Source organism: Fundicoccus culcitae (assembly GCF_024661895.1).
GTDB classification, from domain to species: domain Bacteria; phylum Bacillota; class Bacilli; order Lactobacillales; family Aerococcaceae; genus Fundicoccus_A; species Fundicoccus_A culcitae.
In genome coordinates this window covers 1519464-1534671 of the sequence record NZ_CP102453.1, presented here as the reverse complement: position 1 = coordinate 1534671, position 15208 = coordinate 1519464, and the positions used below count along the sequence as shown (strand labels likewise).

Genomic DNA, 15208 nt, shown 5'->3' with positions numbered 1-15208 from the left:
ATCATGCCTTCTTTGCCTTTCTATCACGTATAACATAAAAAATAACTAAACTTAAGACAGAAGTTATTATTAATAAGTAAATAGATGCAGCAGCTGCAATACTTATATTCCTTCCACCTTGAAATGCTTGTTTATATATATATGTCATAACAGTCTCTACACTACCATTAGGTCCACCATTGGTTAGCAACAATGGTATATCAAACATTTGTAATCCGCCTACTAGCGATGTTATTAAAACATATACAGTAATTGGTTTTAGTAATGGTAAGGTTATTTTCCTAAATGATTGCCAAGGCGTTGCGCCATCAACCTCTGCTGCCTCATATAAAGAACGATCGATACTTAGTATCCCAGAAATTAGTACGATTGCTGTCTGACCATACCACATCCAGAATTGAATAAAAGCTACTAAACCTCTAGTAAAGGTAACATTTCGGAAAAAGTCATAAGGACTATCTAAAATATTCAATCTTATCAGGAGTAAATTTATTGGCCCTCGAGGATAACTAAAAAGTGCATAAAAAATTACTGCAACAGAAGCTGCGGTGATAATGTTAGGTAAATAAAAAATACTTTTGAAAAATGTTTGCCCTTTAAGTTTTAAACGAGAATTTGTAAACCAATATGCAAGAAGCATTGCTATGACAATCTGTGGAATAAAATTTAAAGTCCATAAGATTAGTGTGTTTTTTATAGATTGAATAAAAAGATTATTTTTAAGCAAATTAATATAATTAGTTAAACCTATGAATATTCCTTCAGTTTGAAAGCCAGCAATATTTTGAAAAGATAAATATATAGTGTTAAGTGTAGGGTAAAAATTAAAAATTGCAAACACAATAAAAAAAGGCGCAATAAATATATAACCATACTTATTGGTGTTTTTAATTTTTGCATATTTTATTACTTGTTTTTTTTCATTTTCCATTTTTTAAGCTCCTTTAATAAATAGAAGAATAATAGTCTATTGCTATTACTCTTCTATAAAAAAGCACTTTAATTTTAATCAATAACTAAATTAGGGAAAGAGTTTTGAACTTGTGCTTTGAAGTTGTTTAGTGCGGTTTCTTTATCGATTTCACCCTTAGAATATGGTGTTAATGCGTGATCAACAAAGAGTACATTAATTGCTTGATCATATTCAGTAATTATCTCACCGTTAATATTTCCAATTAAATCTGCAAAAGCTGCATAGTGATTTTGTCCGCCTAAAAACTCATCACTGTATTCACCTTTAATTTCTTCAACTACATTGACATCAGATACAATATCTCCTGTATCTAAAGCCCATTTAGTTAAGAAATCAGGATTGGTTGTAATGTATGTAATAACCTCTGATGCTTCTTCTAACATGTCAGAATTACTTAACGCACCTAACCAAGTTCCTCCACGGAAATATGCACTAGGTCCTTCAATCATTCTCCAGTCACCTGCCGTTGCATCTCCTCCATTTGGTTTTAACCAGAAATGTAATCCCCAACTTGGTAAGCTATAACCAAATATTTCATCTTGAGACATTCCACCAAAGTACGCTTCGGATTCAGGTGGAGCATCTAACATTAATCCTTCTTCATTCATTAATAAAGCAGTATCTAATAATTTATCCATTTGAGGATCAATCACTAGGTGTCCATCTACTACCCAACCTTGTTCTCTTGTCCCTAAATATGCAAAACGCAAATCATCGATACCAGAAATCATGTATACCTCACCATTTGATGCTTCTTTTACTTCTCGGGCTACTTCAACAAATCCATCCCAATCAGATAATCTACTTTGTAACTCTTCTGGCTCCGTAATTCCTAGAAGTTCCTCTGCTAAGCTTGCTCTATAGAAGAAAGCTCCTGGTGCAGATTGCCAAGAATTAGCATAAAAAGTACCATCTGCACTTGTACCAATACCCTTAACATAGTCATAAGTGTTCTCCGAACCAGACATAACATTTTCAAATTGTGATAGATCTGCCATTAACCCAGACTCTACATATTTTTTCACGAAATTTTGTTCAAGGAGAATTAAATCTGGAGCAGCATCAGTTCCTACGATAGGATCAAGTTTCGCTTCAAATTCTGCTGTTGGAATATTAACAATTTCTATTGAAAAATCAATATCTGGATTATCTACTAGGAAATAATCTTCAATCATCGTATTAATTTCATTAGTAAAAGACCAAATTTCTAATACTTTATCCCCTGAACCGTATGTTTCAACATCCTCATCTTGAGCGTACGCAATTGGATTAACTAGTGCACTTAAAGTTAATGTACTAAAAACTATTTTGTTGAAAGTATTTATTATTTTTTTCATTTTAAGCTCCTTAATTTTAGTGATTAATCTAATTCTTCATAACGGAAATAGTCAAAATCAGCAACAAGAGTTCTACTAGCAGTATCAATACAACTTAAACCAATAAATGCTCCTGTAAAAAAGCCTCCTTCCTGGACATATTCATCAGATAATTTTCGAGAATCAAATATTATATCTATTTTTTTCCATTCTTTGCCATTAAATGAATAGCTATAAAAATACTTATCTCGATTAACATTGATTTTAAAATAGACATAATTAATATTCTCGGGAACTTTTATTGAGTTTTTCAGAGGTTGTAGTAAAGTTCGTCTGTCACACTCTAATAAATCAACTACTTTCCCTTGGTCCGGATCCCAAGTTAAATGTATACTTGTCCAATTATTAGTATTATAGTAAGCAACTAATCCTGCTTGTTGTTGAAAAGTTGTCGGATTGGATATGACTTTAGTTTCAGCCTCAAAATTTAGTGATTGCCATCTTCTTGCTACGAAAGAGTTGGCAAAATGATTGTGGAAACTACCCTGACCATATAATCTTAAATGACTTGGGTTAACTGATAAGCTTCCCATTTTTTCATCAAATGGATTTCTCACAGTGTTCCATTGATGGTTTAATGTTGTTTCATTAAAATCATCAATAATGGGGAAGTCATCTGGCCAAATGGTTTCTTCAACTATGGGCATTTCTACTTCATCTTGTGGGAAATTGCCACCTACTATATAAGGCCAGTCATTCTTCCATGTAACTTTTTGAATGGCAGTTTCTCGACCTAAGGGACTATAACCACGATTATCTAGAATACTTTCAGTATCAGTTGGAAGGGGTCTTGAAGTCAGATGAGCAAAATACCATTCATGATCTGGTGTCTCAACTAATGAACCGTGTCCAGCTCTTTGCAATGTTATATTTGGTCTATAAAAAGATGAAATAAAAGGGTTGTCAGGATGGACTTCGTATGGCCCTTCGATACATTTTGATCGTGCTACTGTTTCTTGATGATTAAATAAAGTCCCACCTTCTGCAGTAAATAAATAATAATAATCATTGATTCTATACAAATGAGGAGCTTCAACTAACTTAATATCAGTTCCTTTAAAAATATTTCTAGGTTCATCAATTAGCTTTTTTTGTACTGGATCATATTCCTGTAAAGCAATACCGTTAAAATTGTGACGATTAACACGATGATCCCAAATCATATTTAAAAACCATTTTCTACCATCAATATCATGAAATAATGAGGCATCAAAACCGGAGTAATTTAATGCAATCGGCTCACTCCATTCACCATCAATTTCATCAGCTGTTATAAGATAGTTAGTAACATCTTTCCAAGGTCCATTCACTACTTTTACATCAGAGTAGACCAACCAGAATTTTCCATCAGAATAAGATAAATCAGGCGCCCAAACACCACCAGAATCGGGATTACCTTTCATATCTATGAAATATGTTGAATTTAGTGGTCTAGCTATTTGATGCCAATTTTTTAAATCTTTTGAATGATGGATAACAACACCTGGCGACCATTCGAAGGTAGAGACAGCAATATAATAGTCATCGTCAACTCTAAGAATACTTGGATCAGGATTAAATCCTTTAAGAATCGGATTTTTTATATACATTTTTTTCTCCTTTGTTGATTTTTATACAAACATAAAGACTACAATTCAATAGGTTAGTTAGTTAGGTTACCTAACTAACTTATATGTTAACGTTTACAAATCGATTTGTCAATAGTTATTTATTAATCTTTTTAGATAATAAAAATTTTGTATGCTATTTATTAGGATATTAAGATGAAATAAAAATCAATATTATTTAATATAATCAATGATTTCTCCCATTTGTTTAAATTTAATTTGTATGCTAAACTAACTTAAAATAATCTAGCAATCAAATGTGGATGTGAGGAGCATAGCCATGGTAACCGATAAATTTCTAATCAGAGAGCAGAATGTATCACTGGTTTTAAACACAATTATTCGAGAAAGCGAAATATCCAGAGCGAAGATTTCACAAATTTCTGGTTTGAATAAAGCATCTGTGTCAACAATCACTAAAGATTTAATTGATAATGATTTAGTTTTTGAAATAGGTGAGGGTGAAGCGAATAAAGTTGGTGGACGTAAACCAATCATTCTGACATTTAACCACAAAGCTGGATTAGTTTTGTCCATGGATCTTGGTCCAGATTATATTTCGGGTATGTTAACGTATTTAAATGGTGAGATAATTAATTACGAAAATTTCGAAGATATCCATTTAACATCGAATAATGTATTTACTTATATTGTTGCGCTATACACACAACTTACATCACAAGAATATCCTGATACACCTTATGGTATCGTGGGTTTAAGTTTAGCGATTCACGGTACGGTTAAAGATAATCAAATCATGTTAACACCCAATTATACTATCGGAAATGAATTTATTGAGCAATTAGCGCAATACTTATCGATGCCAATTTATTTAGAAAATGAGGCTAACTTAGCCGCTTTAGGGGAGTATTGCTTTGCGGGTGAATACAATCATTTGGTCAGTTTGAATATCCATACAGGGATTGGTGCTGGTTTTGTTCAAAACGGCATCATCTATCAAGGCTTTAGAGGCAATAGTGGAGAAATTGGGCATAGTATAATTGTTCCAAATGGAAAAGCTTGTCCTTGTGGCAACCATGGCTGTTTAGAACAATATGCCTCGCTCGCCTCACTAACAGGAGCGATCAAAAAAGAATTGAAGCTTGATCATGTTAGTACCCAAGATATTGCGCAGCTATACAATAAAAATGAACCTGTGACTCAACTCGTTAATGAAAATGCAACTTACCTGAGCATTGCAATTAATAACTTAGGCGTTCTATTTGATCCGGAAGTAATCATTATTAATCATCCACTTTATCAAGCTTTGCCACATTTAATCGATGAAGTTCGAGCCAACTTAAATAGTTCGCTGACGACTGAACTTATCGTACACACAAGCACTCTATACAATCTGGCTACTTTATACGGCGGTGTTGCCAATGTTGTTAAGCAATACTTAAACATTGAAGACCTAAAGTTTTTGAAAACCAAATAAATATCACTGCATATGCTAATCTCAATGATTGGCTTTTTTTTGAAGAAAAATTGAAAGCGGTTGACAGCCGAATGAGAATGACCTATAATTTCAATATAGGTTAGTTAGTATAACAAACAAACTCGAATAAAGTTAGAAGGTTCCAACTTTACACTTAGTTCCATAGATATTTATTAAAAAGAAAAAGGAGTTCTACCATGACATATTTTCCAAATTTTGACAAAGTCGTTTTTGAAGGGAATAAAACCAAAAATCAATTTGCATTCCGTCACTATAACCCTGAAGAAGAAATTTTAGGCAAACCAATGAAAGAACATTTACGATTCGCTTTAGCTTATTGGCATACCATTACGCAAGACGGAGGCGATCCATTCGGAGATGGGACCTATATCCGTACTTGGGATGGCGAGACACCAATGGAAACAGCTAAGAATCGCGTCGATGCATTCTTTGAACTCTTAGTGAAATTACAAGTGGAATACTTCTGTTTCCATGATGTGGATATTGCACCGCAAGGGGATTCCTTAGAAGAATTTTTCCAAAATCTTGATGAAGTAACTGACTACATCAAAGAAAAAATGGATGAAACGGGCGTTAAGTTATTGTGGAATACAGCGAACATGTTTACCCACCCACGCTATATGAATGGAGCGGCTTCATCTAATAACGCTGACGTATTTGCTTATGCAGCGGCACAGGTGAAAAAAGGATTAGACTTGAGTAAAAAACTTGGTGGACAAAACTATGTCTTCTGGGGTGGTCGTGAAGGGTATGAATCGCTCTTAAATACTGATATCGCTTTTGAGCAAGACAATATGGCTCGTTTTTATAAAATGGCGATTGCTTATTCAGAAAAAATCGAACACAAAATTCCCTTCTTAATTGAACCAAAACCAAAAGAGCCAAGCACGCATCAATATGATTACGATGCAGCTACAACGATGGCCTTTTTATTCAAATATGATTTGCAGGATCATTTTAAATTAAACTTAGAAGGTAACCATGCAACGTTGGCAGGTCATACATTCGAACATGAACTACATGTAGCTAGAACGTTTAATGCGTTGGGATCAATGGATGCTAACCATGCAGAAACGATGTTAGGTTGGGATACGGATGAATTTCCTTATAATATTTATGATACAACGTTTGCTATGTACGAAGTGTTAGAAAACGACGGTATCGCACCAGGTGGTATCAACTTCGACTCTAAATTACGTCGGACATCGATTGATATGGATGACTTAGCACTGGGTCACATTGCAGGGATGGATGTTTTTGCTCGTGGCTTGAAATCGGCAGCTAAATTGAAAGAAGACCGCTTCTTCGATGATTTGAAAGCAAAACGCTATGCTTCTTACCAAACAGGTGTCGGTAAAGAAATTCTAGATAATGCCACCGATTTTGAAGCCTTAACGGAATATGCTCTACAACACGATGAAATCCAATTAGAATCTAGTCATTTAGAATATGTTAAATCATTAATTAATGATTATTTAGTTTAGGAGTCAGCTCATGAGTTATGTATTAGGAATTGATTTAGGCACAAGTTCACTTAAAGGCTTGTTGATGAATCAGCAAGGTGAAATTGTCGCAACAGCTAGTTCTAACTACGATTTACATCATCCAGCCCCAGGCTTTTCTGAGCAAAATCCTGAAGACTGGTATACAGCTTGCGTAGCTGTCATGGAAAAATTAAATATCACTGTGACAGATTTTAAGGAGCAATTGGAAGGAATTAGTTTTTCCGGTCAAATGCATAGTTTGGTATTGCTTGACGAAGATTTAAATGTTCTTCGTCCTGCCATCCTATGGAATGATGTTCGAACAACGGCTGAGTGTGAATTTATCATGTCAACCTACTCTAATGAACTGTATGCCATCACGAAAAATCGTGCCCTTGAAGGGTTCACGCTACCTAAAGTTTTATGGGTGCAAAAACATGAACCAGACATTTGGCAAAAAGTCGCTCATTTATTATTACCCAAAGACTACTTAAGACTCAAATTGACTGGTCAACTCAACATGGATTACGCTGACGCAGCTGGCACACTTTTATTCGATATTAATGCCAAACAATGGTCGCAAAGTATTTTAGACCAATTCCAAATCCCAATCAATATCTTACCAACAGCCGTGGAATCCATTGCCTACGTTGGTGATCTTTTAGCTGATTCAGTTCCTAATATAACTTTTGAGAAAACCGTAAAAGTTTTTGCGGGTGGTGCAGATAACGCCTGTGCCGCTCTTGGAGCAGGCGTCATGGATGAAACCGTTGGTATGAGTAGTATCGGAACCTCTGGCGTATTTTTAGCTTACGAACAAAATGGACAAAGTGACTATCAAGGGAAATTGCATTTGTTTAACCATACCATTCCTAATAGCTATTACTCGATGGGGGTAACCTTGGCAGCAGGCCATAGTTTGAGTTGGTTCAAAGAGACCTTTGCTGCAGATTTATCTTTTGATGAATTGTTAGAAGACATTGCTGACGTCCCAATTGGTTCAAAGGGTTTACTGTTTACGCCCTATATCAGTGGCGAACGGACGCCACATATCGACAGCACCATAAGAGGGAGTTTTATCGGGATAGATGCTTCGCATAGCTTGAAACATTTTACCCGCTCGGTCATTGAAGGGATCACTTTCTCATTGAAAGACGTGCAAATGTTGATGACTGAAGCAGCCAATAAAAGCTTTGAAAAAATCATTTCGGTCGGAGGAGGCGCACAAAACCCAACATGGCTTCAAATCCAGGCAGATGTCTTTAATGCACCAGTCGTTGCCCTCAAATCAGAACAAGGCCCCGGCTTAGGTGCCGCCATGATTGCCACGCTCGGTCTTGGTTGGTTCCCCTCAGTGGAAGCTTGTGTCACTCAATGTGTGACTTATAAGAACCCTGTGAACCCCATCCCTGAAAATGTTAATAAATATCAACAAATCTATGCTGTATATAAAACCGTTTATACTAACACAAAAGAATTATCACGCCAACTAAGCCATCTATAATTACACCCATCTAAGCGCGGAGAAAGCCGAAGGTTTTACTTATAGTGTAAAGGACGGACCGGCACACATCGCTCCCTTAGCGGCTTGGCCGGTTAGGGAGCGAGTAGCCGGCCGAGTCTGGAGCCACTCGAAGAGGGCGAAAGACGGTCTCACTATAAGTAAAACCTTCGGCTGTCGTAGCGCTCACAACCAGTGTCGCAGAGATATTTATTAAAAAGATTTATTTAAATGAGAAAAAAGCTTGATTTATTAGAAAAATAGGTGTATATTTTAATCATATTAGAACGAGTGAGCGAGGAAACAACTTATGTCATCATTTAAAACACTAACTAAATCAATTATTATTATTATTTAGATGGACTTGATTCTGTAAAGAAATTTATACAGAGTGAAGTCCTATTCGTGTTTGATTGATGAATGGGACCTCACTTAAGGGGCTACCTATTCATTTTAGAATAGGTAGCCCTTTTTGTTTTAATGTAAGTGGTGGAAAAAAATTTAAAATTTGGAGGAAAAGAAGATGAATTTCAAGAAGTTAGGGTTAGGTTTAGTTGCAGGGGTCATGTTATGGTCAAATAGTGGAGCGGTATTGGCACAAGAATCAGTTGTTTTAGGTGGTAACTTTGAATTATCCGGCCAATATGCAGCCTACGGAACACCGATGCGTGAAGGGTTTGACTTGGCGATCAAACATATGAACGAAAATGGTGGTTTATTAGATGGCTTAACCGTTGAGGCTGTTGTTTATGACAATACTTCTGATATGACTGAGTCAGCTGCTGTAACCACACGTTTAGCAAATGAAGGCGTCGTCGGTGTAGTCGGACCTGCAACCACAGGTGACGTATTAGCTCAAGTTCCCGTTTTACAAGAAAATCAATTACCAGGTGTTGTACCGGCCGCAACAGGTGACGGCTTAACCTTAGATGATAATGGCGAATTATTAGAATATTTATTCCGAGTATGTTTTGAAGATAGCTACCAGGGATATGTAGGTGCCAACTATATGTTTGATACACTAGGTGTCACCCGTGTTGCAGTGGTATCTGATCAAACGTTAGATTATTCAGTTGGTTTACGGGATGCCTTTGTGGCACAATTTACCGCTTTAGGTGGAACAGTTGTGACTGAAGAAACCTTAACGACAGGCGATACGGACTTCTCAGCTGCTTTAACTAACCTTTTAACCCAAGATGTTGAAGCTTTATACGTGCCGGTTTATTACACGGAAGCTGGCTTATTCATCAAACAAGCGCGTGAATTTGGCTTAGATTTACCAGTAATGGGTGCGGATGGTTACCATAATGATACTTTAGTTGAATTAGCTGGCGATGCTAATGCAACAGACGTTTACTACACGTCTCACTTCTCATTACTTTCAGAAAATGAAAAAACCGTTGAATTCGTAGCAGCCTTTGAAGAAGAATATGGTAAACAACCAGATACCTTCTCAGCTTTAGCTTATGATGCGACGTTATTATTAATGAATGCTATCGATACAGCTGGATCAACTGATCGTGATGCTGTCCGTGATGCCATTTCTGCAACGACCGATTTTGAAGGCGTAACAGGTACGTTCTCAATGGACGAAAACAATAACCCAGTTAAATCCGTTGTTGTTCTTGGTCTTGAAAATGGTGTTGAAACCTCCGTTGTTGAAGTTGCTCCTGAATAATTAAAACCCTTCTAATAAATATCACTGCTAAAACGCTGCTGTAATGCTATTTCCGGCGTTTGGCAGTGATATTTATTAAAAAAATAAGAAAAAAGGGTTGATTTATGAGAGGAATAGGTTTATATTTTAATCATGTTAGAACAAGTTAGCGAGGAAAATTTTATGTATTCATTCACCATGCAAACTAAATATGTGGTCGTTATCGTCATATAATTGGACTTGATTCTGTAATTTTTTAATACAGAGCGAAGTCCTATTCGTGTTTGCATGATGAATGGGACCTTGCTAGGGGAGACTTCCTATTCATTATTGAGTAGGGAGTCTTTTTTGTTTTAATAAATATCTATTTTTCCAGGAGGAAATGTCAATGAATTTCAAAAAAATTGGATTAGGTTTAGTTGCTGGTGTCATGTTATGGTCAAATAGTGGAGCCGTCTTAGCACAAGAATCTGTCCTTTTAGGTGGTAACTTTGAATTATCTGGTTCACAGGCCTCCTATGGATCACCGGTAAGTGAAGGCTTCGATCTAGCGATTAAGCAGATGAATGAAGCGGGTGGTTTACTTGATGGTTTGATGATTGAAGGATTGGTTTATGATAATACATCCGATATGACGGAATCAGCAGCAATCACGACGCGTTTAGCTAATGAAGGGGTAGTGGGTATTATTGGGCCAACGACTACCGGTAATGTTTTGGCGCAAGTGCCTGCTTTAGAAGATGGCCAACTGCCGGGGATTGTGCCGGCTGCAACAGGTGATGGGTTGACGTTAGATGAGTCGGGGACGGTTTTGGATTATTTATTTAGGGTTTGTTTTGAAGATAGTTACCAAGGGTATGTAGCTGCCAACTATTTGTATGACACCTTAGGTGTGACGCAAGTGGCGGTAGTTTACGATCAGGCATTAGATTATTCGGTAGGTTTACGTGATGCCTTTGTTGAGCAGTTTACTGCGATTGGTGGAACCATAGTGACGCAAGAAACAATGGCGACTGGCGATACGGACTTCTCATCCGTGTTAACGAACTTGTTGACGCAAAATGTGGAGGCTTTGTATGTACCCGTTTATTATACCGAAGGCGGCCTATTCATAAAACAAGCGCGTGAGTTTGGTTTGGAAATTCCAGTTGTTGGAGCGGACGGGTATCATAATGATACTTTGATTGAGTTAGCGGGGACAGAGAATGCTAACAATGTCTACTATACCTCGCACTTCTCATTAATGTCTGACAATGAGAAAACGGCGGCCTTTGTTGCGGCTTTCGAGGAAGAGTATGGTAAGCAACCAGATACATTCTCGGCCTTGGCGTATGATGCGACTCAATTAATGATGTTTGCGATTGAAGAAGCAGGATCAACCGACCGTAACGCCATTCGTGATGCCTTAGAAAATATTGATTATTTTGAAGGGGTAACCGGATCGTTTTCAATTGACGAAAACCACAACCCTGTTAAATCGGTAGTGGTGATTGGCTTGGAAAACGGCGAGGAAACATCAGTTATAGAAGTTGCACCGGAATAGGTTAATAGGTTGGTGGGCGGGGAAACGCGCACATGAGGCGGAAGTGATGAGGAACTCACTGCCGCCTTTTCTTTCAGTCCGCGTGCCTTCCCGAACTTTGGATGGCCTGCGCTGTTAGCCCGCGTGCCTTCCCGATTAATCGATGTCCCGCGCTCCCAGCCCGCGTGCCTTCCCAAATATTCGATGTCCCGCGCTATCTATAAAAGCACAAACTACATGCCAATCTCGTGGATACCCGCCAACTTTCTAACGACGAAGTCTGCCTCACAGCACATCAACTAAGCAATCTGTGGCATTTAGTGGTATATTACTAAAATAGAATACCATCGGGAGAGGATGTCAGGATGAATCAGATTTCAAAAGAAAGTTTATTTGAGCTTAAGAGTATTAACCAATTAGCGCAGTGCTATTACCGCACTTATTTTACGCAAACTGAGTTGAATCAAGAAGAAAATCGTTATGAAACGTCGATGAACAGCATTGCTTTGAAAACCAAAGAAATTCGTCAATGGTTTCCTAAAACGAGCACACTGCACAGCATCACAGTGGCGCCCAACTTAGGCAAACTGATATTTATTGCGAGTTTGACCTTCAAAGATAAACCGCAGATTTTCACGATGCCGTTGGATGGCGGGAGCCCGGTGCCACTTACCGAGGAGGCTGATGGCGTCAGCTCTTACTATTGGTTGCCAGGCAGCGACGTGCTTTACTACCAAACGTCTGAAAAGGAAAAGGCGGATGAAGAAACGAAACGACCCCAGCCGTTAACGGTGACACATCTGACTTATAAAGCCGATGGCAGCGGATTTATCGATTTTGAAAAGCAACACCTTATCCGTAAAATAACTATCACCGATTCTCAGTCTGAAACGATTATGACATCAAGCGATGCTTTTAGTTTAAGCTATGTGGCGAAAGATGAATCTTATTTGCTGTTCAATTCGGCTAAGGATCCTGAGGATGATTGGGCTTATGGGCAAAAAGTTTACCGCTATGACCTAGCCACCAAAGAAAAGGCGCCTTTTTTCGCTGAACAATATACGGGCTATTATTACTTTGCTAAAGCCAATGAAGCGGAAGATAGCTTGCTCTTTTTTGGCAATGAATTTACCTATCAATTTGTGACGCTCACAGATATTTATTTGTATGATGTGAAAACGGCTGAGTTGAAGTGTTTAACAGTGGATTTGGATGTTGAAATTGGCGATGCCTTCGTCGGGGATTTTCAGCAAAATGCTAAGGGTGTGGGCGTGTTGTGGTTGGACGATAATCGGTTTGTTTTTGATACTTCCGAGCACGGGCAGTCTAAATTATATATCGGGGATCGCCAAGGGAACATCGAATGGCTGTTTGACGCGCCCATGCATTTGACGAGCGCCGCCCTCAACGTGGCGAAAGACCAACTAACGGTGACTTACTCAACCCCAACCCAGCCCAGCGCCATGGCGCAAATCTCAATAAATACCGCTGCTTTTACTGAGTTTTACAATCCTAACGCCGCTTTTATGGAAGCTCATCAAGTGGTTGACCCCGAGCGTTTTTGGTTCAAGGGTTATGCTGATTGGGATATTCAAGGCTGGTATTTACCACCTGTGGAAAAAGCTGACAAGCATGCAGCTATTTTGTATATTCATGGGGGTCCGCAAGTGGCTTATGGCGAAACATTCTTTCATGAAATGCAGTGGTTGGCCGCTCAAGGTTATGGGGTCATTATGTTAAATCCACGTGGAGGAAATTCTTATGGGCAAGCGTTTGTGGCATCTATTTTAGGGGATTATGGTAACCATGATTTTGATGATTTGATGTTAGGGGTGGATGCTGTTTTAGCCAATCATCCGGAAATTGATACCGACCACTTGTATGTAGCGGGTGGCAGTTATGGTGGCTTTATGACCAATTGGATTGTGACGCATACGGATCGTTTTAAGGCTGCGGTTAGTCAACGATCCATTTCGAATTGGCTTAGCTTTTATGGGACCAGTGATATTGGTGCGTTCTTTGTCGAGTTCCAATTACAAAATGACTTGTCTAATATGCAGCGTTTGTGGGACATGTCGCCATTAGCTTACGCTGACCAAGCTAAGACACCTTTGTTATTGATGCATGGTGAAAATGATTTGCGGTGTCCGCAAGAACAAGCGGAACAAATGTATGTGGCGATGAAGAAACAAGGGGTACCAACTAAAATGATGCTATTTCCAATGTCTAGCCATGGGCTGTCACGTGAAGGCTTGCCCAACTTAAGGTTAGAACGTCTCCAAGCGATAGTGGATTGGTTTAAGACATATCAATAATCAGGGGTATTTAGTTGAGGGAGGTTTTAAAAATGTCAGAAGCAAAATTCCAGCCGACCGGGGAAAGTGTGGCGGCGTTTATCGTGTCGATTGGGCATGCGAAGAAGGAAGCGGATGCCTGGGTGTTGGTGGATTTGTTTAAAGAGGTGACGGGGCACGAGCCGAAGATGTGGTACCCGAGTATCATTGGGTTTGGGGATTATCATTGGGTGTATGAGTCTGGTCGTGAGGGGGATTCTGCGCTGTTGGCTTTTTCGCCGCGCAAGGCAAAGATTAGTTTGTATTTAGAGCCGGCGTTTCCGGAGCGTGAGGAACTGTTGACGCGGTTGGGTAAGCATACGACCGGCAAGTCTTGTGTGTATGTGAATAAGTTGGCCGATGTGGACATGGATGTGTTGAAGGCGATGCTGGAAGCGTCCTTGCGTTATACCTTGGAGCAGCATCCGGAGGTTGAGGTCAAGGGTAGTTAGGTTGAGGTGAGTTGGTGAGTTGGGTGAGTTGGGTGGCGAGTTGTCGCATTAATTGAGAAATAGGTGTAAAAATGTAGAAAAGGCGGACGTCGATTTTGTTGGAAGTCCGGCAAATTGTGTTGGCGGACGTCGTTGGAAAATGAAGTCCAGCAAGTTGCTTGGAAAGTGGGAAAGTGATGTAATGCCGGACGTCGATTTAGCGGGAAGTCCGGCAAGTTGGTTTGGCGGATGTCGTTGGAAAATGAAGTCCGGCAAGTTGCTTGGAAAGCGGGAAAAGGTCGAAAAGCCGGACGTCGATTTAGTTGGAAGTCCGGCAAATTGTTTTGGCGGACGTCGTTGGAAAATGAAGTCCGGCAAGTTGCTTGGAAAGCGAGAAAATGCTGAAAAGCCGGACGTCGATTTAGCGGGAAGTCCGGCAAGTTGCATGGGAAGCGGGAAATCACTGGGTCATCATAGTCAATTTCTTATCTAAATCCGCAATGGGTACAAAACGTGCCATTGAATCCATGCGCTTGCCGTCTTCAAACAAGATGACGACCGGCACCGTGAAAATCAAAAATTCACCGGCTAACTCGGGAATATCTTCGATATAAGCAATTGCTGTTTGAACATCGGGGTAGTTAGTCAAAAGACGATCGACTTGCGGTTCGAGGGCGTGACATACTGAACAGGTATGACCTGCCACAAATAATAAGGCATATTTTTCTGAATTAATAAAGTTACGAACTTCTTCTAAGGTATTAAGTTGTTTTTCCATTTTAACCTCCTCGTATAAAGTCATATTTATTATACTACATTCAATTGAATATTATAATGTTTTTTGCTCGAGATAACAAATCAAAAT

12 protein-coding genes are annotated in these 15208 nt (G+C 38.9%); 7 read left to right on the top strand and 5 right to left on the bottom strand.

The genetic code is table 11. From position 1 onward, the window contains the following. Position 1: 1 nt before the first annotated feature. From NRE15_RS06905 to NRE15_RS06895, 3 genes are all read right to left on the bottom strand, one after another. Complete coding sequence (locus tag NRE15_RS06905) at positions 2–931, bottom strand: carbohydrate ABC transporter permease (RefSeq protein WP_313794859.1); 930 nt, start codon at positions 929–931, stop codon at positions 2–4. Positions 932–1005: 74 nt separating this feature from the next. Beyond that, positions 1006–2310 (bottom strand): ABC transporter substrate-binding protein, encoded by a 1305-nt coding sequence (locus NRE15_RS06900; RefSeq protein ID WP_313794858.1) that lies wholly within the window; start codon positions 2308–2310, stop codon positions 1006–1008. Between the two features lie 23 nt (positions 2311–2333). Beyond that, on the bottom strand, positions 2334–3938 hold the full coding sequence (locus tag NRE15_RS06895) for a glycoside hydrolase family 43 protein (RefSeq protein WP_313794857.1): 1605 nt from the start codon (positions 3936–3938) through the stop codon (positions 2334–2336). Positions 3939–4236: 298 nt separating this feature from the next. Between NRE15_RS06895 and NRE15_RS06890 the strand changes: the two genes are divergently transcribed. The 7 genes from NRE15_RS06890 (at position 4237) to NRE15_RS06860 (ending at position 14364) form a co-directional block, all read left to right on the top strand. Continuing rightward, positions 4237–5394 carry an ROK family protein gene (locus tag NRE15_RS06890; RefSeq protein ID WP_313794856.1) on the top strand — a complete coding sequence of 386 codons (1158 nt, stop codon included), beginning with the start codon at positions 4237–4239 and terminating at the stop codon, positions 5392–5394. Between the two features lie 197 nt (positions 5395–5591). Then, positions 5592–6899: a xylose isomerase gene (xylA, locus tag NRE15_RS06885; RefSeq protein WP_313794855.1), complete on the top strand. Its 1308-nt coding sequence runs from the start codon at positions 5592–5594 to the stop codon at positions 6897–6899. 10 nt (positions 6900–6909) lie between these two features. Next, positions 6910–8403 (top strand): xylulokinase, encoded by a 1494-nt coding sequence (xylB, locus tag NRE15_RS06880; RefSeq protein WP_313794854.1) that lies wholly within the window; start codon positions 6910–6912, stop codon positions 8401–8403. A gap of 520 nt (positions 8404–8923) precedes the next feature. Next, positions 8924–10078 carry an ABC transporter substrate-binding protein gene (locus tag NRE15_RS06875; RefSeq protein WP_313794853.1) on the top strand — a complete coding sequence of 385 codons (1155 nt, stop codon included), beginning with the start codon at positions 8924–8926 and terminating at the stop codon, positions 10076–10078. Positions 10079–10445: 367 nt separating this feature from the next. Then, positions 10446–11600 (top strand): ABC transporter substrate-binding protein, encoded by a 1155-nt coding sequence (locus NRE15_RS06870; protein ID WP_313794852.1) that lies wholly within the window; start codon positions 10446–10448, stop codon positions 11598–11600. Positions 11601–11944: 344 nt separating this feature from the next. After that, on the top strand, positions 11945–13894 hold the full coding sequence (locus NRE15_RS06865) for a S9 family peptidase (protein ID WP_313794851.1): 1950 nt from the start codon (positions 11945–11947) through the stop codon (positions 13892–13894). Between the two features lie 32 nt (positions 13895–13926). Next, complete coding sequence (locus NRE15_RS06860; RefSeq protein WP_313794850.1) at positions 13927–14364, top strand: DUF1801 domain-containing protein; 438 nt, start codon at positions 13927–13929, stop codon at positions 14362–14364. Positions 14365–14412: 48 nt separating this feature from the next. Here the strand turns inward: NRE15_RS06860 and NRE15_RS06855 are convergent, their stop codons facing one another. Next, positions 14413–14790 (bottom strand): hypothetical protein, encoded by a 378-nt coding sequence (locus NRE15_RS06855; protein WP_313794849.1) that lies wholly within the window; start codon positions 14788–14790, stop codon positions 14413–14415. Between the two features lie 13 nt (positions 14791–14803). Further along, the gene (locus NRE15_RS06850; RefSeq protein ID WP_313794848.1) at positions 14804–15121 is read right to left on the bottom strand and encodes a thioredoxin family protein; all 318 of its coding nucleotides are present in this window, start codon (positions 15119–15121) and stop codon (positions 14804–14806) included. Between the last annotated feature and the right edge of the window lie 87 nt (positions 15122–15208).

What these genes read in the sequence shown, in the direction of transcription:
- NRE15_RS06905 (WP_313794859.1), bottom strand. Translation starts at nt 931, where the DNA reads ATGGAAAATGAAAAAAAACAAGTAATAAAATATGCAAAAATTAAAAAC.
- NRE15_RS06900 (WP_313794858.1), bottom strand. Translation starts at nt 2,310, where the DNA reads ATGAAAAAAATAATAAATACTTTCAACAAAATAGTTTTTAGTACATTA.
- NRE15_RS06895 (WP_313794857.1), bottom strand. Translation starts at nt 3,938, where the DNA reads ATGTATATAAAAAATCCGATTCTTAAAGGATTTAATCCTGATCCAAGT.
- NRE15_RS06890 (WP_313794856.1), top strand. Translation starts at nt 4,237, where the DNA reads ATGGTAACCGATAAATTTCTAATCAGAGAGCAGAATGTATCACTGGTT.
- xylA (WP_313794855.1), top strand. Translation starts at nt 5,592, where the DNA reads ATGACATATTTTCCAAATTTTGACAAAGTCGTTTTTGAAGGGAATAAA.
- xylB (WP_313794854.1), top strand. Translation starts at nt 6,910, where the DNA reads ATGAGTTATGTATTAGGAATTGATTTAGGCACAAGTTCACTTAAAGGC.
- NRE15_RS06875 (WP_313794853.1), top strand. Translation starts at nt 8,924, where the DNA reads ATGAATTTCAAGAAGTTAGGGTTAGGTTTAGTTGCAGGGGTCATGTTA.
- NRE15_RS06870 (WP_313794852.1), top strand. Translation starts at nt 10,446, where the DNA reads ATGAATTTCAAAAAAATTGGATTAGGTTTAGTTGCTGGTGTCATGTTA.
- NRE15_RS06865 (WP_313794851.1), top strand. Translation starts at nt 11,945, where the DNA reads ATGAATCAGATTTCAAAAGAAAGTTTATTTGAGCTTAAGAGTATTAAC.
- NRE15_RS06860 (WP_313794850.1), top strand. Translation starts at nt 13,927, where the DNA reads ATGTCAGAAGCAAAATTCCAGCCGACCGGGGAAAGTGTGGCGGCGTTT.
- NRE15_RS06855 (WP_313794849.1), bottom strand. Translation starts at nt 14,790, where the DNA reads ATGCAACTTGCCGGACTTCCCGCTAAATCGACGTCCGGCTTTTCAGCA.
- NRE15_RS06850 (WP_313794848.1), bottom strand. Translation starts at nt 15,121, where the DNA reads ATGGAAAAACAACTTAATACCTTAGAAGAAGTTCGTAACTTTATTAAT.